Genomic DNA, 23,691 nt, shown 5'->3' with positions numbered 1-23,691 from the left:
ATTTTACCTACAAATAAAAGCGTGATGAATTATTGCTTCCAATATTGGTTCTGAACCAGATTCGGATTATAAGTCAAGTCCTCTGTCGCAATCGGAGTATAGTAATATTTAGGTTCTATAAAATTCCAACGACCAACCTGTGATATCATACGGACATATCCCTTATTCCCATTGGTCAGCGAATAAGTATTGCCTTCCAATATTTCAACTTGCAGATTGTATTTATCCTTATCTTCCTGCGGAATAGCATCTGCATCAGCCTTTGTAGCAACAATGGCATAATCCGGTTGTCCATCGCCGGTTACATCCAAATAACCAGGTTCCAAATAAACGCCTTCCGGCACATTAGCCAGCAGTTTACCACAACCCCAACGTCTTAAATCACCATAGCGGAAACCTTCACATGCCAGTTCAATACGGCGTTCGCGACGTATTTCATAAACAGCACCCTTCTGTGAAGAAGCGACATTCGAATAACGGTTAGCCTGTACCGGATCGATGTTACTCAACCAGTCAGCCAACGAAGCACGCGGCATACCGACACGTTCACGCAACAGATTGATTGTCCGATCCACGTCGTCCTGTGTCAACTCGCCCAGTTCAGCTTTCGCTTCAGCATACATCAACAAAACTTCGGCATAACGAATCAGAGGAAGGTCTGTATAAGAATTACTCCAAGTGATTTGATCAGCCGTGCGAGGTGAGAACTTCACCTGCGGATAACCACCCATTGTCAGCTTCGGACGATAGGCATCTACTTTGTCTGCCCGAACAAAGCCTGGTGTCATAAAAGTCTGTCGCATACGCGGGTCACGATTTTCAAACACTTCTGTGAACTTCTTAGTCGCATACCCCGGCACATCCTGGAAACGTTTTGTCTTTCCATCTTCCACCACCAAATAATCCTCCATCAAATCACGTGACATACTGGAGTTGAAGTCGAACAATGATCCTCCGGCATTATGAGTACGACCCAACGCCTTATCATAATCTTCGAAGATAATCATCTCTTTATTGCCACTCAAATCCTGGCTGCAGAACATTGCTTCATAAGCATCTATATCGCCAGACTTAGCAGTCGACAATTCGTACATACCCGAATCCATAATCTTTTGACAAGCATCTATCACCACCCGCAAGAAACGTTCGGAGTCATTCAGATTCAATTCCGGATGATATTTACGCCAGCAACCTTCATCCAGGGCAATACGAGCCTGCATGGCCAAAGCGCCATTCTTAAACCAACGAGTCCGGCTGGTTCCGGCTGTCATATTATTAACGGCAAACTCCAAATCCGCCATGATAGAGTCTACAACCAAGGCGCGAGGATCTTGTGTCTTATAGAGCAAATCCTTGTCTGTTGTCTGCAAATCACGACTATACCAAGGCACATCCGAGAAGGACAAAACCTTGTCATAATACAATTTCGCACGGAACATACGAGCTAATCCAATATAATGGTTGATTTCCGTAGGATCGCCCTGTGCCTTACCGGCTCTGGCCAACATAAAATTGACATCCCGAATATCTTCCCAATCCCAGGTGCTCCGGTTATCTGGATTCACCTCGCCACGCATCATGCTGTAAATATCCTTACTTTCCGTATAAATCATATTATCGGAAGGAGCATCCGAGTAGCCGGAAGTAATCTTTTCATACAAACCGTTTGTATAGGCTTCCAAATCGCTTGTGTTGTTGAAAAATCCGTCTTCCGTGATTGAAGTTTCCGGATGTTTTTCCAAAAAAGAGTCGTTACATCCGCTTAAACCTAAAAGACCGATGCACCCGAACATCCATATTTTTATATTATTCTTGATCATAACTTATGTCTTGCTAAAATTAGAATGTAACATTTAAACCGAAAGAATAGGAGCGCTGCAACGGATAAATCTGTCCGCCCAAACATTCCGGATCCATCTTATAGTATTTGTAGAGACCAGTGATTTCACACAGGTTATCGCCGGAGAAGAAAACACGAAGGCGGCTGATATTAACCTTTTCCACCCACTTCTGAGGAAGCGTATAACCAAACGTCAAGTTCTTCAGACGGGCATAGGCCGCATTTTGCAAATAACGTGTCTGCGGAATAGCCAATCCTCTGTTAGCGACATAGGCCTGGTAAGACTTGACACGCGGGAAGAATCCATTCGGATTTTCTGTTGTCCAATGGTCGTTATAGTTACCATACGTAAGATTTGTCCACGGATCATAATACATACCCCAGAAATACGGGTCACGGGTCGGATAGTAATCCTTTTTCATAATACCCTGTATAAATATGCTGAAGTCGAATCCGTTCCAATCACCATTGGCTGTGAAACCGAAAGCATAACGGGCCTGATCATTACCGATGACCTTATAGTCACCATGGTCAGCCAATGTGTTGGCACCTTTATTGATCTTGCCGTCGCCGTTCAAGTCCTTATATTTGACATCACCCGGAGCCATAGGCGGCGTACCGGGATACGGATCGACTTCTGTATGGTCGGCACTGTTGTCAATATCTTCCTGAGAAGTAAAGAAACCATCATTCACCAATCCCCAGATTTCACCCCATTCTTTACCTACATAATGATCGCCTAAACTACCTGTTTCATTGGCATATTTTGTGATCTTAGAACGACTGTCGCCGATATTAAAGCTCGCGCCATAGTTGAACGGCTTGCCTGCCAGTTTAAACTGGTCACGCCAGCTGATTGTCAAATCCCAACCGGTAGTCTTCAAGTCGGCCGCATTTTCCAGCGGAACAGCCGTACCCAATACTGACGGCAGTTTCGCACCGCTTCTCAACATATCTTTCGTACGGCGGATATAACCATCGACAGTAGCCGTCAAGCGATTATTAAAGAAGTTGACATCCATACCCCAGTCGGAAGTCGTCACCGTTTCCCAAGTCAAATCGCCGGCTACCAACCCCGGAGAAGAAACATAGACAGGCTGTTTGCCATCCAATATGACTTTCGACTTATCGGAACCCATTGTTGCCAAATAGGGATAATAGTTGTCTTTCAGATATTGATTACCCAAACTACCGTAAGAAAAACGTAATTTCAGGAAGTTAACCACATCTCTAAGAGGCTCAAAGAAACCTTCCTGTGAAATGACCCATGCAGCAGATCCGGACGGGTTGAAAACAAAGCGGGAATCTGTCGGGAAACGTGAAGTGCCGTCATAACGGGCATTCACCGCCAGGATATAACGATTATCATACGTATAATTCAAACGGCCGAAAACACTTCGGAAAGACAATTCTCTGATACGTTGAGTAACAGTCATGTCGCCCGTAGCCAAATTAGGTGTAGGCAGTCCGTCTGTAATTAGCTCCTTTCGCTGGGCATACTCATAAGATTCACTCCAGCTTTCCTGGTTGTAACCCACCATAGCCGTGAAATCGTGCTTATCATTAAACAACTTATGGAAAGTTGCATACGCATCGAAAGTAACCGTTGACGCTTCAGTATTATCGAAGAAAGCAGAAGAAACCGAGTTCTGATACAGAATAGGAGTTTCCGGACCTTTCCGGTAAGGAACAGACAATTGCGCACCGTCCTTATTGTTCCGGTTAGCGACATAGGCAAACGAACCGTTTACAAAAAGAACATCTTTAATAATGTCCAGCTTAGTCGTAAACTGCGTTGTCAAAGTAGTTTTGTTTTCTTTCTTACGTCCGCCTTCCGCAAAACGTCCCATGATAGCGGCGCCGTCTTCAGTATAAGAACCATCCGGATTCTTTATAGGCACCAGCGCATTACGACGGTTTACAGCCCAATAATAATCATCCCCCAAAAAGTAAGGAGCATCATAATCGGAAATTACCAAACTGGTATTATTACCCAACGTCCACCAATCAGTCAGTTTGAAATCCAGCTTGGAACGCAAATTGTATCGGTTAAACTTATCCGTCCCTTGCGAAACCATACCATCCTGGAAGTTATAACCAGCAGAGAAATAGTAATTCAGACGATCGGTCTTTCCGGAGACATCGACAGTGTGATTCGTTGAGAATGCCAGGTTCTTATAGGCTTCACCAAACCAATCGGTCTGACCGAAATAAGCATAAGTTCCATCCGGCTTCAGGAAATAAGGGGATACGCTCGGATCAGATGAAACACGCTTCGCATATTCCAATTCTTCCTGGTTGTGATTCACACCCCACGGATAATAGAAATCATTACGCGCCGTTGCCACCGTATAAGGATCTGTAATCACCTCTGCCATACTACTCAACTTACGCATGGCAAAATTGTTACTATAATTTACGGTCAGTTTTTCCTGTCCCGCCGTCTTCGTTGTTACCAAAATTACACCAAATGCAGCACGTGAACCATAGATAGCTGCCGAAGCAGCATCTTTCAAAACAGAAATACTTCCGATATCAGAAGGGTTCATACGGTTCAGCTCCTCTCCCGTAGAGACAACACCGTCAATAACAATCAGCGGATCACCCCCATTGATAGAAGTCGTACCACGTATATTAAATGTAGGTGAATCCGTTGCCTGGCCACTACCGATAGAAACGGTCATATTAGCAACTGAACCCTGCAAGGCCTGTCCGACTGTCAAGACCGGACGGTTTTCCAACACCTTAGTTGAAACAGTTGCTACTGCTCCGGACAAATCCACTTTCTTCTGTGTACCGTAACCGATAACAACCACTTCTTCCAACGCCTCGCTGTCTTCACTCAAAGTAATATTCAATGCACTTTTCCCTTTTAACGCAATATCCTGTGTTCTATAACCAATATAAGAAATACTGATTGTCGCATTCGGATCCACATCCGACAAAGAGAAATTACCATCCATATCCGTAATCCCACCGATAGTTGTCCCCTTCACCAGCACGTTCACACCGATCAACGGCTCGCCAGTTGCATCTTTCACATTACCAGTAATAGTTATCTTCTTTTGCTGCTGAAGTTCAGCAGCAAAACTAACAGATCTGTTAGTTTTTTCATTGCGGCGAATGATAATCTGACGATCGTTGATGATATACTCGATGTCTGTTCCTTCGAACATATTCTTCAGTATCATTTCAACCGTCTGGTTGTGAACGTCCACACTTACTTTCCTGTTCAAATTGATATTTGAACCGTGATACACAAAAATAAATTCACTGTTCTTTTCGATGTAATTAAATACATCTTTTACGGTCCGGTTGTTCATACGAACGGTCAATGTGGTTTGCTCCGCATAGGCCGATGCTGCGTAGATGGCAGATCCTCCATAACTAACCAGACATAAGGCTAAACATGCACTTTTAAGAAAATGAGCCGGTTTTCGGCTGAATTCTTCATTCTTTTTCATACATTTGTAATGTTTTTTCTTTGATACATAAATTAATAGATTAAACAAGAGACTTTAGAACCGAGTGATATGGCCGTATCGTTCGGTTCTTTTTTAATTAAATGTCTTCCCCATAGGCATTCTATTTTGATATTATTATATTATTATTCGCATCTGTTTTATACTGAAGGAATAGGGACTGGCAGAGGATACTGATCACATCCTCCATATTTTCTCGCAAGTCCAGCTTCCCGGAAATGGGGATATTCCCAATCTCTTCATTATACCAAATCTTACGTCCGTAATAACGAGACAACCGGTCCAGCGTCTCTCCTACTTTCCGGTCACTTAACATCATCATGTTATCCTTCCAACAGATATATTCAAAAACATCTACCTCCTTTACATCCGTCCCTTTATCATTTATTTCAATCATTTGATTAGGAGAGAGTATAGATTTAGTATTCTTACCGGAGCTAACTTCTACCCGTCCATCGACCAAGACTACGGAAGCCGACGCATCTTCCTTATAAGCACAAACATTAAACTGTGTACCAAGCACTTTGACATCGAAACCGTTCGCTTTGACAATAAATGGGCGCGAAGGGTCTTTCGCCACATCCAAATAAACCTCGCCTTCGACGACAATCTCCCTTTTATCTTTTTTGAATACAGCAGGATAGAAAACACGTGTACCGGCATTTACATACATCCGCGTTCCATCCGAAAAAGTAATGTCCGCCCTTCTGCCTTTTGGTACAATAATCTGGTTTATTTCTTCTTTTTTCTCTTTTCTATCTTCCGCCGTTTCTTTCTTTACAACGTGTTCTTCCACGTTCGACTTTCCTTCTGCATCGTATGTAATAGACGATTCGTCTTTCAGCTGCAACTTCTCTTTACTTTCAATCAGAACAATTTCATTACCGGACAAGGAAGATGTGTTATTTTCAAGCAAAGCTAGCGACATGGAAGAATCTTTTTTTCCGTCTGTCCAAAAATAAAGACCGACAGAAAGAAGTACGGCTATTGAGGCAGCAACAGACCATATAAAGCGGGAGCGCAACCGGAATGAAGTATGTGGCCGACTCAAGCCAGCCTCTATCTCCTGCCAGGACGCCAATGCTTCCTGCCGACGATCGGGCTCTGCTTCATGTATTTTCCGGAGCAAGTCCTTACCGGCCTGTTCGAACGATTTCTTATCTGATATTTTTTGTTTTCTATTCACGAGTAACCTCTTTTTACTCCTATTACGGGAAAGAGTTCATTTGGTACTCACTTTTTTTGAATAAAATCAATTATTTTTTTGATATAATTTCCGAAGACTAGATAATGACCTGAATAGCAGATTTTTACTAGATTGATAATTTATTCCCATAATCTCGGCTATTTCATCATGCTTTAACTCATTCACATAATATAAGTAAATAACCTCTTGTTGATGGGAAGATAATTGTGAAAAGGCCTGCATCAGAAGTTTTGCTTGATTATCAGCTTCCGATTCATCAAAAGAAAGCAACGGCATCAGTTCATCGGTCACGAACACTTCTTCATACAGGGAGATATCGTCGGTGGCTTTCTCTTTTTCGAGTGTATCATATAATTTATTACGTAAGGCTTTGATCAAGTACCCTTTCACGTTCGGGGTAGCAGAAAGAGACTGGTAGTTCTGAATTAGCTTTATGAAAATATCCTGGATGCAATCCTTTACTAAATCCTTATCCGAGACCAATTTGGAGCCATAATTATACAATAAAGAATAGAAGCGGCAATAGATTTCTCTAAAAGCCTCTCTATCCCCTGTCAAACATAATCCCCATAATTTTTCATCGGATATTTGCATATAAATATCTACTTATATAATTATTGTAACAGTCTTTCAACAACAATTAGGGCGCAAAAATAAAAATGCATTATTACACTCATATTACATCAAAATTAAGTAAATATTAGTATCCGGATCATATAATTTCATAAGCTCATAAATAGTATTACACTCTTAACGCATCTACCTCTTTAAAAATAAAAGGTCGGAAATAATCCTGCTAGAATTAACAACCTCACGGATGCAAATATAGCTCATTTTATATTACAATAGGTTAAATCGGGAAGAAGAATGTACGTCTTAAATTGTCATTAAAATTCCCCACTTATTTTCTTAAGCGGGGAATTTCCCCCATACCAGTGGGGGTTTATCCCCATTATAGTGGGTTCTTTTCCCCATTGCAGTGGGGAGAACTAAGTATAAAAGCCTTTTCTACAAACTATTCAGGCACGGAATATATAAATCCCGTGCCTGAATAGAAGTAATTATAAAGAGTTATTTATTTTACTTTGATATGATCGAACCCTTCTCCATACACACCGATAACGGCACTCTGTGAAACAAAGGCTTCCGGATCTATATCTTTGATCAAACGGAAAATAGTAGTCGACTCCCGCTTTTTTGCCAATACGAACATCATCTTCACTCCGAGCCCTGTATACAAGCCGGTTCCGTCTATAACCGTTACACCCCGATGAAGATCTTTATTGATACGACGTCCTATCTCTTCATGTTTCTTGGAGATTATAAAAAATTGCACGGATTGACGGGCGCTGTTCACAACCTGGTCGAGTACAAAGCTGGAAATATACAATGTTGCAAAACCATAAACCACCTTTTCCCAATCATGCAGGACAAAATAACTGGAAGAAATAATGATCATATCCGTCATCAGAATGACACGTCCCAGAGTAATATCCCTGTATTTGTTGATAATGGCAGCAATAATATCCGTACCACCGGAACTACCGTTAGCAGAAAATGCAATGCCGATACCGCTACCACAGAAGGAAGCACCGATAACACAGGCCATGAACGGTTGATTACCCAGTAAATGCAAACCAGCTGTTGCACTCTGGATGATCGGCAGAATAGTCGTCATGACCAATACGGCAAAAATGGTCTTTACACTGAATTTCCAACCCAAGACAATCAGGGAAGCGATCAATAACCCGCCATTAATTGCAAAATACGTGTACTGGACATTCAGTCCGGTAGCCCAATACACAATAGAAGCAATACCCGGCACCCCTCCGGTAGTAATGTCGTTGGGCAAAAGAAAAACTGTCCACCCAATAGCATAAAAAAGCATGCCCAGAGCGATCATCAGATAATCGTGCAGCTCTCTCAGCATTAACTGCCTTGAGGTAATCGATAAAGTTGATTTCATTTCAAATGTTTATTTTAATATCGTTATAATGATCACCATGCCTAAAAACAAATTTTGCAGCCTCACCAAAACGAAGCTGCAAAATTAATGAAGATTAAATCAATTTATCGGTATGATCCGATGAATTTATAAAAAAGGGATTGTTAAATTTCTATTACAATGGACCAACCGGTCAGTAACTCCATTTATCATGCCATTCTATGATCGGTTGATCGCCCTCGAAACGGATAGGCAGCCAGATATAACGACCATCTATTGCATTGTCGGGAGTCCAGCGGTCACCCATATAAATGAATTGTCCCGGTTTACCGGGAGTCGGCAAAACATAGGTGCTTTGGGAATGGAAGGAGAGATCGGCATCAGCCCCCACAAACGGATTTTGCAGTTCTTCCCAGGGTCCCCAGATAGACGATGCCACAGCCGAGCGTCCGGCATTCGGAGCCCATCCTGTACAACCGGACATGATCAGATAGTATTTCCCGTCACGTTTGAACATAGCCGGTGCTTCCATAAAACGACCCGGAAAGAAACGGACATAGGTTCCGGAATAATTCGTATAGTCATCTGTCAACTGAGAAATATGTAAAGTACTGTTCTCTTCAGAAGAATAGATATGGTACGCTTTACCATCGTCATCTACAAAAAGATTCATATCACGCGCCATCTGTCCGCCTTCCATATCACGTCCGAGCAGATTCAGACTGTCCGGATGAGCAGGTAAACTACCACCGGTGAACTGGCTTCTATCCGATTCAGGAACGCCCTGTTTATGAATCTCCTGTACATTGATCGGCCAATGACCCGCATTAGGACGTACGGCACGAAGAAATTGATAAGGGCCTGTCACCTTATCACTTACAGCAATACCGCTAAGTGCACCGGAGTACCCCGCTCCTTTCGGTTCCAGGTGAAACCACATTACATAATTGTTATTCTTCTTGTTATAGATCACTTTCGGACGTTCCAGGATACACCCCTCTGCAATGCTATGCGAAGGATCGTCTTTCACAACAGATAAAGCAACACCTTCGTCTTTCCAGTTATACAGGTCTTTGGAAGAATAACAATGAACACCGACCAGGGCATTATTACCGGCGGTTCCTTCCGTCTTATGTTCGCCAAACCAGTAATAAGTATCTCCGGCATGAAGGATACCTCCTCCATGGGCGTTAATATGCACACCTTGATTATCCTGCCATAGTTCTCCCGGAGTAAAAACTCCTCCTGACTGCTCCGTACCTGTTTTACTTTTACAACTCACAAAAGTAAAAGCAAACAACAATGCACATATCTGTATGAACCGAACTTTCTTCATACGGCTATACATCACAGATACGAATACATTTTTCAAGAGAAGCAATCTTATCCTCCTGGCGAGGCACAAATTCCTGACCGACAAATCCTTTATAGCCGGTTTCCACTATCGCCTTCATGATAGCCGGATAATAAAGTTCCTGTGTTTCATCGATCTCTGCACGTCCGGGGTTTCCTCCGGTATGGATATGGGAGAAATATTCGTGGTACTTCTGAATATTTTCAATGATATTGCCTTCCATAATCTGCATATGATAGATATCATACAGAAGCTTAAAGTTAGGAGAACCGATACGGCGGCACAGTTCCACCCCCCAAATAGTATGATCGCACTGATAGTCCTTATGTCCTACGCTATTCAGCAGCTCCATTGTCAGGACGACATTATGTTTCTCTGCCAACGGCATCAGGCGTTTCAATCCTTTCTCACAGTTTTCCCATCCCTGAAGATCTGTCAGTCCGTTCCGTTTGCCGGAGAAACAGATCAGATTAGTCAATCCCGCCTCAGCGACCATAGGAATAACCTGTTCGTAGCTGGCTACCAGTTCATCATGCAACTTAGGATCATTGAACCCGCGGTCGATACCCAGTCCGGCCCCCTGGCACATAGCCACAGTCAACCCGTGTTTTTGTACGACCGGCCAGTCCTTCGGATCAAGTAGCTCGATCGATTCAATCCCTATATTCTTGCATATTCCGCAAAACTCATCCAACGGATAGCTGCCGAAGCACCATTTACTAACGGAATGGCGGATATTACCTTTCAACGGTTCCTTTGTTTCTACTTTTTTCTTTTTCGCAGGATTGGCGGCATCCAGTCCGGATACGGCTAATGCAGCACCACCTACCAACGCGGTCTTAATGGCTGTTCTTCTTGAGATGTTTTCCATGTTATTCAGAATTGATAATTAATTTAGATGGTACAAATATAAGAAAAGAATCTATTTCAGCACCTTATCGATCCACGGTAACACCCATTCTTCTTTAAAATAATGATTCTTCGGATCGACATTGACCAGATCGAAATAGGTATCCCGATCGATACCCTCCGGAACTTCTTCTATTTGCTTCCGGTCTTTCGGATCGGCAAACTTCTTATAATGATAGAACGTGAAGTTATCCGGTTTACCTGCTATCCGATAGGCTTTACCGATCAGGTCGAAATCGCGGTCGAGGCCACCTTCCGTACAAATAACCGGACGGGGAGCCAAAGCCGCAACCAGATCGGGGAAGTCAAATTGCGTCAGAAAGCCAGGTATCAAATGCTCAATAGAATTCGGGAAAGGACGTGACCCTTTCGGATCCGGTTTCGTCATAACCAAAATCCTTTCGAGCGTACGACACAGGAAATCATTATAAACAAATGCATAGATGGACGGATCCAAAGCACCCAATACCATTAACGGTTCGGTCCCCAAAGAGAAACCGCTGACGATGATCCGCTCTTTATTCACAAAATCCTGTTCTTTCATCCAGTTCAGGACATTCCAATCCTGATAAGCGGTAAGTCCCAGATAACTCCATCCCATTTCCAGTAAAATACGGGATGTATTCAAATAATCAAAATAGCCGTTGTCTGAAAGCTCGGCGCAGGAGGTATTATCCACTGCAACAGCCACCAATCCTTTCTTCACATAATGTAAAGCCATTGCCCCCTTCTTTACGGGCTCGACAGGGAGTGAAGTCAATTCATAATCCCCTTCGGTTTCACCCGCCAGCCCTTCTTTGCTACCTCCAAATCCGGGTATGCAAAGCACAGCCGGAGCTTTATGACCGGCATCGACACCATCCGGAATCAAGACAAGATAAGGAACGACACTGCCCGGCAACGGATAGGACTCCCATTTCTCAACCCGATAGCCATCCCGCTGAACCGTTTTGATGCAAACCGGAGCCGGTACATCCGACTGTTCCGGAAAATGCATCAACTCTTTCATTGCTGTACACAGACCGGATTGCCATTCCTTAAACTCAGCAGGTGTAAAGGACGGATCAAAGGCATAAGCCGGTTTCATTTGCTTCAACATATATTGAACAGAACCTCTGGAACTCAGGAAACGTCCGTCCTTACGACCGGTAGTTATTCCTGAAAGAGCATCCGGATTGGAAGTTTGTCCCACTACCGGCAAAACCAGCAGCAGAGTAAATAAAGTAGTAATTATTTTGTACATGATATTATTCAGTTTAGTCTTTTTATATGATTACCGTATGCGCTCGTATACGATGACCGTATCCCTCCACATACGACGGCCATATACGGGAGCATACGATGGTCGTATACGAGAACATACGGCCATCGTATAAAGATTATTGTACAGTTGAAAACAGACGAACGATCAGACCAAAATTAGAATCACGGAAAGATGCCTCCCAGGGCGTCGTATCCGTTTGGTCATTTCGCGACTGAAGCATTCCCGCAGCCTTTTCTTTGTCTCCCCGATAAATAGCCGTACACCATTGTGCTACACGATTTTCAGGGAAATCCGTACTCCAGGCAGCTACCATACGATCTGCTTCCTGTACTTTCCCCGACTCACGCAGAGCCAATGCACTTAGCAGGTTACCGGAACCAAAATGAGAACGGGATGTTTTATATCCGGCTACGGCAGATAATAAAGCGGATGCTTTCCGGCTATCTCCCTGTCCTGCCGCCGCTTTTGCTTCCAAATAATCCTCCAGACGGCTGTCGATCATATCGTCATAAGGTTTTCCGACACCCAGATTCTCCGGCCACTCTTTAGAGGCTTCCACGCTCTTCATCACCTGTTTATAATTCTTATGGCTCAATTGTTCCATCGCCCGGTACAAATTTGCCTCACGGTAAACAGCGCGTCCCGCATACGAACCTTCATTCGGAAGAACCTGCATCCGGCTTAACAGAGAGATACAAGGTTGATACTGGCCTGTCTCACACAAAGCCTTCGCATATTTCAGACCGATATAGTAGTTTGACGGATATTTCTTCGTATACTTCTTTCCTGTCTCAACAGCTTTCTGCCACTGGTTATTGGCAACATAGTGGTTGATCAAAGCAAATCCGGTACGCCATGACATCTCTATCTGCTCTGCTTTCAACAGGTCAGCCAACCGGGATTCGCCCTCTTTTAAAGAGGCACGGCTTAAATAGAATGGTGAATAGTCGGCTTCACCACAATTCTCCAACAGCTCCAACGCCTTTGCCTTATCCTGGTTAGCCCACCGGATCAAAGCTTCATAATAATCGATCTTCCAGTCCGGCTGTACCGTCTTCGCCCATTCCAACGCTTTCAAAGAAGAAGGACGGAAAGGAAATACCATTGCCGGAGAGAGAGCTCCGGCGCGTTGCAACATTCCGCGGCTTTCATCGTCGTTGCCTGCCTGATGTAATAAATACGCCTGTTTGTAAAGAGCAATCGGATAGCTACCTGCGCACGACAGGAGAGACAATGCTTCTTCTGTGCAACCGACCGATTCATACCATTCAGCCAGCTCCATATAGGTTTCAAAAGGCAGCTCGTTGCGAATCAACGACTGAAGATCATCGATAGGATGACCGGAGCCTTCACCCTGGTAGAGCTGTTCAAAACGTGCCGCATGATACAGCGGAAGGTCTTCCAGCAGCGGATCGATAAGCGCTTTGGCTTTCTCCGGCTGGTTCGTCTTCCGATAAACCACCATTAAAACATGGTCAGCACTCAGATTCATTTGATTGAACTCTTTACTTTTCAAGGCATAATGTTCAGCCTTTGTCCAGTTTTTATCGAGCAGGAACATTTCAGCTAATTTCTCATAGGCTGCACTACGGACTCCCGGAGAATAGGAAGCTACAGAAAAGCCGTCTTTGGCATCCGTATGATTTCCCAATGCCATGTTGCATAATCCATACAGATAGTTGACATCTCCATCGTACGTATTAATGCTTAACGCTGTTTTACAACGGGCAAGCGCTTCGTCATAACGCCCCTGGCGATAATAGAGGGAAGCCAGATCAGTCAGTGCAGGCACGAAATAAGGATCTTTTTCGAGGGAAGCCTGTAAAAACTTTTCTGCCTTGTCGAGTACTTTCTGGTTCATCCATTGCTCGCCCTGCGTATAAAGACCATATACCGAGTTCCAGTCAAAATCGGCAGGCAGTTGTTTCGGGCGATTGGTGATGTTATCCGAAGGTACTTCCGAATACACCAGCAAGTCCTCGCCTACCACGACTTTCAGCCGACCGGCGGCAACAGCCTTATTCAATGGGATAGAATCTTTCCACGTTTCCAGTACACCGCAGTTCAACGGGATGGAGTTCACTTCCTTTTCTCCTTCATAGAGCTTTATGCTTGTAGATAATTTCTGCAAAGGAGAGAAATACAACTTCAGAAAACCGTCTTCCCTCAACACGTTAAGCGCTCCGATACGGCTCGCCTTTGAGACTCCTTTGATTCCTTTTACCGGGAACCAGTACTCAGTCCATTGATCGGTCGCCTGCGGACCGAATGCTGTATGTTTATAAGGAGTTAAACTGCTATTGGAAGCCGGCTGGTTATACATGCGACCCGATTGCAGTTCGATATACTGGCCGTCCGTATCCGTCAGCAAATCTTCCCAGATACCTCCCTCCCGGGAAAGACCCCAAAGGAAAATCTTCATTCCCAGCTTCTCGTCATAATCAGCATGATGGATGGAGCCGAAATCGTTGTCATGCCAGTAAGCACCGTAGAAATCGTTGTACTTCCCTACGATATGATAGGATTTGGAATTGCCGAAGTCGTTCTTTTCATACCAGGAGATATCCCGGCCCTGTTCATCCAAAGGAAACGAATGGAGTTCGCCTCCGTGTCCGATATAATTGGTTCCGGGATAGCAGAACTCGGCATTTCCCGCTGCCGGATAGCCTGCGTTCATCCACTGATAGTAAGGCTGGTCGATGGATGAACTGTTATGCCAGGTCGTTGTCGTCGTAAAGTAAGCCTTATCTTTCGGAAGATTCACCTCCACGGTCCACAGTGTCCGGGTAACCAGTTCATAGGAAGAGACATAACAACTCACGCTTCCGTCCGGTTTCTGCCGGGTCACATAGTCGACCGGCGTACTGGAAGTCGGTGCATGACCAATGATACCGAAGTTGAACTCGATACCGCCCGATGTCCAGGGACCACGCATAGCTATATCGCGGAACTTCACGACATGGTTGTTGTAGATAAACTCCTTACCGGTCGTTTTATCTACGGCTCCCCATATTTTTCCACCTATCTCGGGGAAGAGAGCCAGTTTGATATAATCATTTTCAAGAGAGACTACTTTCCATTGCTTGTCGGTTCCTTTAGCAGAAAAACCATCGAAACGGAAATAAGGATAGAACAGATCGGAAGGATCAGCCACCGGATCAGGATCAGAGAACGGATAGGTTTTAACTGTCTCTACTGTCTCGGTTACAGTCGCTTGCTGTGCAAACAAGGGTTGCAACAAAGAGGTTGCACAAAGAAGGATGAGCATCTTTTTCATGGTAATTCATTTATATGGACAATAATGTATATAAGGAGTTTAATCCTCCTTATATACGATTAAAGAGTACATTTCCGGTAAATTATACTATATCGGAAGAGGTTATTTTGCAATAATTAACAAGCCCTTCCCTTTCGGAACAACAATCTCATCGCCGGGTTTCCAGGTTACTTCCTGTTGGAAATTCTCGATAGCCGGGGCATGCAATGTCACTTTCGAAGGATCGAGACCCAGTTTAGCCCAGTCGATGGAAAGCTTCACTTTGGCATCCGCATTTTCCCAGGTAGCCAATGAGATCAGTGCTTTATCACCCATGTGACTGTAAACAGTCGCCAACGTCTTTTCGCTGCCCGTCTTCACCGGATTGTCTTTCACCCAGTAACCGATCATTTCACTGTTCTGCATACCGAAAGAATCCCACAGTTTCCACAGCGGTCCGTTATCCACACGGGGACTGCGCCCTGTCATACCGAACAGCATGCCGCGCCACGGATTACCGCCTCCTTCCAGCATCTCACCCATCAGGCCATACGGAATACCGGAAACTTCAACCAGCCAGAACTCCGGCGGAAAATCATAATTGAAATATTCACCGAACCACAGACGGTCGAGATAAGGGAAATGTTCCAAATACAGATTGGCACTATTGGCAAAACCGTCTTTCGGGTTATACTGATTGGCAGAATGCAGGTCGATCATAGCACCCGGATTCGTACGGTTCATCACTTTGCGGATACGCTTCATCGTCATCCGGTCGAAAGCCAGGTCATCGATATACAGCCCATCGATACCGACGTTCTTCATCAGCCAGTCGAGACCTTCCAGATAATAATTATGCCAGCGGGAAACACCACTGTTCACAATCGCCGCATCTTTCAGTCCGGGTACAAACCAGGCACCGATATAATTCTGATCCAAATGTTCCTGTAACCAGGAGAAGCCGCCACCGGGACCTTCCGAAAATATCTCATTCCCCAGACTACGCAAAGCAAACATTTCCACACAGCTGTTGGACAACTCACGAACGGTATTGTAAATTTTCACCTTCATATCGCGGGCATGAGCACCGTCGATGTACGCTTTCATCTCTTTGGTCCGCAGGAACGGATAGTTAATGAACGGATTGATAGCATTCGCATGATGGATATTGATGACATTGGCACCTCGCTTTTGTATGCCATCCAAAAACTCATAGTTATGATGATAACGTTCGCGCCATTGTTTATCCGTATCGATCGGACGGAACGGAGTCAACGCCAGGTTGAAATAATAATACAGCCTGTCTCCTTTTTTCACGCTGCGCTTACCGGAATAAGCATTAATACGTGTTCCATCGGCTGCATTATGAATATCGATACCTCCATTTCCGGCATTACACCAGGATACCGGCATGTGCAACGGTTTTTGATGATAGAAATTGGTATTCAGCGGACGTTCGTATTTATTATCATACAGGCGGATCTGGATACCGGCATTGACATCACCTACCCAAACAGCATCCTGGTTTTTCTCTACATCCCATTTCCAGCGAAGATCATTCGGACAATAACCGCCTTTCTCTCCCAGCCCCATCATATAACGTCCGATGCCGGATGCTAAATGTGTCCGCAACGCAACATCCTCCACAGAAGCATCTTCACGGGCGACCAATGTCACTTTATATGCTATGTTTCCATCCGATTCCATCTCTCCTTCCAGGTCCATCAGGAAACGGCTGTTCTGGTTAAGGGCTTTCCAGGCGATTGCACCTTGTTTATGTTTGGTGATTTCGAAGTTCAGGTTTTCCCATGCACCGCCATCGGCAGCCAGTTCCATAGGAGCAGCCAATACACTACGGCCATTCGTACCGATGCCCGTCATAGTCTCTTTGAAATAACTGGTAATATGCTCCGGCAAACCTAAGTCAGAGAGTTTAACCTCGCGTCCCAGGCAGCTGATCGTTTTATCCTTCATCACCAGCGGCGTATAAGGGGCAATCACCTCATCATCAAAACCGATCTGCGAGTTCAGCCAACGCAGACGGGAATGACGCCAAGGTTCATTATCTCCATGATTGGCAATTACATTTTCCGAAACATTCAGAGAAACTTGTACGGCTTTGCTTTCGGCATTGGCGGCAGAGACAGTCACTGTTCCCTGATAAGTGCCTGCAGAAAGATGCTCCGGCAACTGGGTTCCAACCCATAATGCCTGTACCTTACCCTTATCCACAGAGCAATTCTTTTCAAAAACGGTACCGGTCACATCTGTCCCTTCCGTATTGAAACAGGTAAATGAGGAGGCCGGTATCTGCTCGCCGGTCGCTTTATTCGTAAGGGCAGAGAAATCGACATGCAGATTCTCTACATTCGAACGTGCCGCCCAAACACCTAACTGAAAGACATAATACTCTCCCTTATCCGCCTGCCCGTTAAAGAAATCATGACGGTTGTCGGCAATCCATTTATAAGGAATATCCGTTGTCATACGGATGGGGAATTTGCGATCTTCCGTAAAGAGAATATATTTTTCCCCAGGACGTTCTTTTAATAAGCGGGCAGTCTCGTTCGATGTAGCGATCACTTCCATCGGATAGAAGCTGTTCAGCTCATTGATTGCCTGGAACTGTACGACTTTAGCCGCCGGAAGGGCAGGTGCTTTCTTCCCGGACAGTTTATTTTTCTTTACCCAGTCAGCCGAAGCCGTATTCTCGAAAGCCGGGTAATTGACGGTAGGATAATAAGGGCTGCCGCTCATTACATTCTTCAGATAATAAATATAATATTCTCCCGGAACAGTCTGCGGCTGGAAAGCCACCTCTCCTCGCTCCCGGTCGATAGTAAAGCGGCATACATTCGTAATACGTTCACCGGTTGCAGCATCCACAACGATCAGATTTTTTGCTTCCGGGTTCAGATCACGGCGACGCCAGTCGATCGTTGCCAATACGGCATCGGCCGGTTTATCTACAGCGACAACTACCCGATGGTTTCCCAATGAATCGGCATTCCATGTACCCACCCCATAAAGTTCGTCTGTGGGTACAGCCTGTGCCTGCAAACTACTATAGGTAAACAGGCAAAAAAGTGTAAATAGCAATTGTTTCATGTGTACTAGTATTTATCTTTAATATTGCTTTATACGATTGATCAATTCATCCTGCGGACGTCTTTTCGCCAGATCGGCCGGATCAGCCTCACGAATAAAATCATTCTTCAGACGAATATTCTCTTCATTAAAATAAGTGATCTCCTTGTCAGAAAAGCTATCTCTCAGTAAATCAGCCGGTGTACATAAAGAATACCCCAGTTGCTGCAATAGATCTCCGGCTACGGATTCAAAGATAGCAATATCTTCGGAAGATAATTCACGCAGAAACTTTTTTGTATTGTCTTTCAGGATCGGTTTGGTTACATTTGCCCACATTTTGCCTGCAACCGCTGTATTTTCAGACTCGCGGCTCTTATAATAATCCATCACCCTATCAGAATAAGTAAGATGCAGGAAATCGCAAAGCTGCCGCATCACTTTTTCCGGACTGGCAATAAGTGTTTCGTAATTCAGCATAAAGAAATGATCGGCCGCCGTCCTGTCTTTCAAACGGAGAGCAGCTTCCTGATCCTTTTTCCAATTTTCAGCCAGTGCATAAATATGTTTCTCTCCGACAATAGCCTTTTTAAACGAAAGAGCGACATCACGACCGTCCCGGTATAGATAGATATAATAAGGAGAAATCCCGGTAGATTCAATGCCTTCTGCATACAGCATATTTTTCATGCTTTTACATAGCCAGAAAGATGCTCCGGTCTGACGGGCCGCCGATTCATAAATCACCCGGAACAACTCATACAACGTTTGTTGCCTGCAGGCTGCTACCACTTCATCTGCACGAATCGTAATACCTTCCCAGGGAACCGGATTCACTGTGACTAACTCGCACACATCCTGTGCCAACCGATAAAAATTAGACTGATCCGTCAAATCGCCATATTTGGGAAGCAACGGTAAGAAACGCTGAAGAATATGCGGAGGATGGGGAGCAGCAATCTCCCGGATTCCGTCCAGCATGACACGTAACAGATTGGATCCGGATCGCTGGGTTCCAATCATTTGTATACCTTGTATTGTATTCATAGAATTAGAATAAGATAAAGCCCGCCACGCCTGCTCCGATGATCAGGTAAACCGGACTGATTGTGTATTTTAGTGAAATAAAAAATGTAACCAGGAAAATAATAACCGAAACAACCGACAGCGTAATCGTCTGTCCGATCGTAACGGCTGAAGCAAAGATCATTCCGATAACAGCCGCCCGTATCCCTTTCATGGCTGCTTTTACAACGGATGACTGATTCAGAATCTTTACAAAACGGGATAATAAGACGGTTAATACAGCCGGTGGAGTAAACATCGCCAACGTTGCCAGCAACGCCCCCATGATACCTGCCACTTTATACCCGATGAAGGTCGCTGTAATAAATATCGGTCCGGGAGTGATCTGCCCTATCGCTATCCCGTCGGCAAACTCTGCCGAGGTCAGCCAGTTCAAGTTCTCCACGAACAACTCATGCAAAGCCGGAATAACAACATATCCCCCTCCGAACAAAGTCAGGCTGATACCGGAAAAGGTCGATACGATCTGAATACTTTCCGGAGCACCCGGATATTGTCCTCCCCAAAGTAAGATACAGAGTAAAAGCAAAAGAACAATCCCGGAAGTCATCAGCTGCCTGCTACCCGTCCGCTTCTCCCCATCTGATATCAACCCTTGTCCCACAGGCTGGCGAAACAGGAAACCGCCGGCTATCCCGCTACCGATAATCAACAGAAAAGTAACCGTAAAACCACCGATAAAAATCAGCAACAAAGCCGCCAGCAGGCAAAGAACCCATTGGGCAGGTAATTTGATCGTCTTACGTGCCATCCCGATAGCCACCGTAACGATCAAAGCGGTAATAGCCGGAGTGATTCCGCTGAACACATTCTTTACCGCAGGTATATTTCCATAGGAGAAATACAACCACGAAAGAAATATAACCAGTAAAAACGAGGGAATAATGATCCCGGCAAAAGCTACAACCGCCCCCGGTATCCCCCTTAAATGGTACCCGACATAGGCAATCGTATTTACGGCTACGGGTCCCGGCAGTACGGAGGTCAGGGAAATCCCATCCAGCAAATCTTCTTCTTTCAGTTTCTTGTCTACTTCCACTAACTGCTTCTGTACGATAGCCACTAGCGACATATAACCGCCAAATGCCGTAGCTCCCAATTTCAGGAATGTAAAGAAGATATAGGATAGCGATGCACGTTCCATATTACTTGATTTCTTTAAAATATTGATCCCAGGTTTCTACCGGAACATACACTGCCCGATAAGGGGCAAAATGCAGGATACTTTCCCAAAGAACCTTTCCTTCCTTGTCCGTCACCATCACCGAACCGGTCTTCGAGCTACATTGTAACAGATTCCCATTCGGCAACATAGATACATTTCCCATACGGGAAGTATATTTATCGGCAGGCAATAAGGCATTTATCGTTGTCTCGGCCGTACGGTTCTCTTCATCCAACCGGAATGCTTTGCCTCCGGAACGCTGATTGTGTAAGCCGTTGTCGAAAAGCATCAGATCGCCATTCTCCATAATATAAGGTGAATGTTGGAAAGAGAAATAAGCCGTTGTATCCATCTGGAAATCACCGTCCCGTCCAAAACGCCAGACCAGTTCACCACTTTCGGCATCCACTTTCCAAATCTGGTCTTCGATAGGAGCCGACAATAAATAATTGCCATCTTTATCAAAGCAAAGCCCGTTGATATGGAAACGGTCATAGCAGTATTCTGCGATATACGGGTCCTTCTCAATATCCCATACATCCCAGGCAGACCATTTTTTCAATACATTCCCCAATGTGTCGATGACCATAATGCCATCTCCTCCCAGCGTATCTGTCTCCATTTTACCATTGACCGGAATCGTTGCCACTTTCTTCGGGCGGTACAATGTATGTATATGATGATCCTCATCCATTAATATATCATGATGAATCACTTGATAATCTTTCTCCTTTTCTACCTTATCCAAGTCAAGGCGCCACATCGTTTCGCCCGTCAACGACACTTCCGCCAATCCGGTTCCACCGGCAAACCCGATCGAACCGCGCCGCATCGGTTTTTTATGTTCGTCGTTGCGTACTTGTTCCGGAGTCATCACATAATCATCTACAAAGTCTTTTACAAAGGGACGCAGCATCGCTAGAAAAGTCCCTCGAGGCGTCAGAGAAACAGCACGCACGCCAATATCATCCACTTGCCAGTACCAACGAACTTCGCCTTCATTGTCAATCAGCATCATATAGCCGGGCAAGCGTCCAAAACACAGTAATATCATTCCATCACCTAAAGCGGTTTTATCATGAGGTCGTTTATCTGTAAACCAACGGTTGACCAACCAGGACGATTGTTCACGGGTTTTAAAGGTCAGCTCTTTAGAATGCTGTTTAAATAGGTTATCTATGATTACCTGATAAGCATATTCTGTATTTGCTTTCAGAAGCAACAAATCAATATGATGAAGCGTATCGGCAGGAGAAGTACGTGTACGATACGATTTTCCGGTGCCTTTATCAGTATATTCCACATACACCGGTGCAGGTTTGGCCAACGATACATCCACTCTATTATACATAGCCGTATTACGCGGCGAAGTCAACGTAACAGCAAGTAAGCTATTCCGTGTGTTCCAATAGAGAAATGCGGACACTCCGCATACTAAGACAATTACAAAACTTATCAAACACCTCATATCAACACAGATTAATTTAGTAAAAAAGAAGGGAGTGCCACCTATTCGACGGCACACCCTCTCCAGTGTTTTATTATGGTAAACGAGAAGCGTTCTCGGCTGCCATTTTTGAATTTAATTGCGCATCATTCAACGGATACGGGAAATAGCGCAAGCTAGGTGTCACATTCGTCGGCTGGGCAATACCCAGTTTTTTCAGATGTGCATTAACCACCTCTTCATACTTACCGAAACGGATCAAGTCTGCACGACGCTGAAATTCGAACACCAGTTCATAACCACGTTCCTTCAAGATAGCCTCATTCATCGCTTCTTTACTTGCCGGAGTCTGAAAACGATCGTGCTTGCCATATTCCGGAGCACCGGCACGGGCACGGATCTGATTCAAATATGGAAGGGCTGCAGCCGGACCATTCAAATTGTTTTCGATTTCAGCCTTACACAAAATAACATCCGACAGACGGAAAAGACAGATGGTACGACCATCATAGTAAGCTTCCGAAAGCATATCGTACGTATATTTCATTGTAGAAACATTCTGCATGTATTTTGTCGTATCATTCGGAACCACGGTCACACCCTCTTCCGGTACCATATAACGGAAACCATATTCAGACTGGTCATCACGAGCAGCAACACCCGTATAGTCATAATAAAAGAATTCACGACGCGGGTCTTCTTTATCATAGCTACGCCAGAACGGGAGAGATACGCCATAATATTGCCAACGTCCCGGTACATCCGGATGGTCACTCGGACCAAAGTGGTTGGCAATCTCACCTCCGTTTTGAGAAGATTCATGCAAAATAGCAAAGATCATCTCTTTACCATACTTATTATTCTCAGACCATACATATTTAAAATCACTTTCCAACTCATACTGGCCACTGTTCAGCACCATATCAATATAAGTCTTCGCATTAGTATAGTCATGATTACGTAAATAGATCTTACCCAGCAATGTAGCAGCTGCTCCACTGGTAGCACGTGCCAAATCCTGACCTTCCCAACTTGCGGGCAACAAATTGATACATTCCTTCAAATCGGCAATTATTTTTTCTTCAATCTGTGCAACCGGTGTCAGATCAACATCATTCATTGAAAAAGGATCATCCACCAAAGAGGTAAAGAAAGGTACCGCACCAAAAGCATCTGTCAGGTCACGGTAACAAAAAGCACGTAAAAACATAGCCTGCCCCTTTACCAGATCTTTTTTCTCTTCTGACATGTCTACGGCATCCACCTTATCCAAAATAACATTGGCATTAGAAATGACATTATACAAATCACGCCAGTTATTACTGAAATAACGGTTGTTGGCATCATACGTCATATTACTCAACTTCGCCGGATCGCCAGCGGCAGTCGAATACCCCATATCAGTTGCATAATCAGTCATCATGATCATATAACCGCCATACAGCAACCAGGCATCTCCCGGATAAGGAGTCATGTCTGAATACAATCCGACAACGGCCGCTTCAATATCCGACTCCGTGCCATACGCATTCGCACTCGTCAGGTTGCTATATATTTCCGGATCCAGATCGGTACAAGCAGAAAACAACCCTGCTGCCGCTAAGCCTAACAAATATCTTTTTATTTTCATATTTAAAATCTCCTCTTTT

At 44.5% G+C, this 23,691-nt stretch carries 14 protein-coding genes; all 14 read right to left on the bottom strand.

The window, feature by feature from the left end; all coding sequences use genetic code 11:
- Window positions 1-29 precede the first annotated feature (29 nt).
- The 14 genes from DXD68_RS13765 to DXD68_RS13700 all read right to left on the bottom strand — a co-directional run bounded on the left by DXD68_RS13765 (window position 30) and on the right by DXD68_RS13700 (window position 23,672).
- On the bottom strand, window positions 30-1,820 hold the full coding sequence (locus DXD68_RS13765) for a RagB/SusD family nutrient uptake outer membrane protein (protein WP_122362140.1): 1,791 nt from the start codon (window positions 1,818-1,820) through the stop codon (window positions 30-32).
- Between the two features lie 19 nt (window positions 1,821-1,839).
- A complete protein-coding gene (locus DXD68_RS13760) occupies window positions 1,840-5,304 on the bottom strand; it encodes a TonB-dependent receptor (protein WP_122362139.1) in 3,465 nt (1,154 codons plus the stop codon).
- A 121-nt stretch (window positions 5,305-5,425) separates the two neighbouring features.
- Window positions 5,426-6,508: a FecR family protein gene (locus DXD68_RS13755; RefSeq protein WP_122362138.1), complete on the bottom strand. Its 1,083-nt coding sequence runs from the start codon at window positions 6,506-6,508 to the stop codon at window positions 5,426-5,428.
- 66 nt (window positions 6,509-6,574) lie between these two features.
- Complete coding sequence (locus DXD68_RS13750; protein ID WP_122362137.1) at window positions 6,575-7,123, bottom strand: RNA polymerase sigma factor; 549 nt, start codon at window positions 7,121-7,123, stop codon at window positions 6,575-6,577.
- Between the two features lie 481 nt (window positions 7,124-7,604).
- A complete protein-coding gene (locus tag DXD68_RS13745; protein ID WP_075559572.1) occupies window positions 7,605-8,495 on the bottom strand; it encodes a YitT family protein in 891 nt (296 codons plus the stop codon).
- A gap of 172 nt (window positions 8,496-8,667) precedes the next feature.
- Window positions 8,668-9,810, bottom strand: coding sequence for a glycoside hydrolase family 43 protein (locus tag DXD68_RS13740; RefSeq protein WP_122362252.1), 1,143 nt, complete (start codon window positions 9,808-9,810; stop codon window positions 8,668-8,670).
- 4 nt (window positions 9,811-9,814) lie between these two features.
- Window positions 9,815-10,699: a TIM barrel protein gene (locus DXD68_RS13735; protein WP_075559573.1), complete on the bottom strand. Its 885-nt coding sequence runs from the start codon at window positions 10,697-10,699 to the stop codon at window positions 9,815-9,817.
- A 51-nt stretch (window positions 10,700-10,750) separates the two neighbouring features.
- Window positions 10,751-11,980 (bottom strand): alpha/beta hydrolase family protein, encoded by a 1,230-nt coding sequence (locus DXD68_RS13730; protein ID WP_122362136.1) that lies wholly within the window; start codon window positions 11,978-11,980, stop codon window positions 10,751-10,753.
- 136 nt (window positions 11,981-12,116) lie between these two features.
- A complete protein-coding gene (locus DXD68_RS13725) occupies window positions 12,117-15,278 on the bottom strand; it encodes a DUF5107 domain-containing protein (RefSeq protein ID WP_122362135.1) in 3,162 nt (1,053 codons plus the stop codon).
- A gap of 102 nt (window positions 15,279-15,380) precedes the next feature.
- Window positions 15,381-18,365 (bottom strand): glycoside hydrolase domain-containing protein, encoded by a 2,985-nt coding sequence (locus DXD68_RS13720; protein WP_122362134.1) that lies wholly within the window; start codon window positions 18,363-18,365, stop codon window positions 15,381-15,383.
- Window positions 18,366-18,383: 18 nt separating this feature from the next.
- Window positions 18,384-19,391 (bottom strand): sulfotransferase family protein, encoded by a 1,008-nt coding sequence (locus DXD68_RS13715; protein WP_122362133.1) that lies wholly within the window; start codon window positions 19,389-19,391, stop codon window positions 18,384-18,386.
- Between the two features lie 4 nt (window positions 19,392-19,395).
- Window positions 19,396-20,574 carry a chromate efflux transporter gene (gene chrA, locus DXD68_RS13710; protein WP_122362132.1) on the bottom strand — a complete coding sequence of 393 codons (1,179 nt, stop codon included), beginning with the start codon at window positions 20,572-20,574 and terminating at the stop codon, window positions 19,396-19,398.
- Window position 20,575: 1 nt separating this feature from the next.
- Complete coding sequence (locus DXD68_RS13705; protein WP_122362131.1) at window positions 20,576-22,063, bottom strand: aryl-sulfate sulfotransferase; 1,488 nt, start codon at window positions 22,061-22,063, stop codon at window positions 20,576-20,578.
- Window positions 22,064-22,136: 73 nt separating this feature from the next.
- Complete coding sequence (locus DXD68_RS13700; RefSeq protein WP_122362130.1) at window positions 22,137-23,672, bottom strand: RagB/SusD family nutrient uptake outer membrane protein; 1,536 nt, start codon at window positions 23,670-23,672, stop codon at window positions 22,137-22,139.
- Window positions 23,673-23,691: the final 19 nt, after the last annotated feature.

Origin of the sequence: Parabacteroides sp. TM07-1AC, from assembly GCF_003480915.1 — a bacterium.
In the GTDB taxonomy this organism is placed as follows: domain Bacteria; phylum Bacteroidota; class Bacteroidia; order Bacteroidales; family Tannerellaceae; genus Parabacteroides; species Parabacteroides chongii.
The sequence above is the reverse complement of the archived record's forward strand: the minus strand, read 5'-3'. Positions and strand labels throughout refer to the sequence as shown.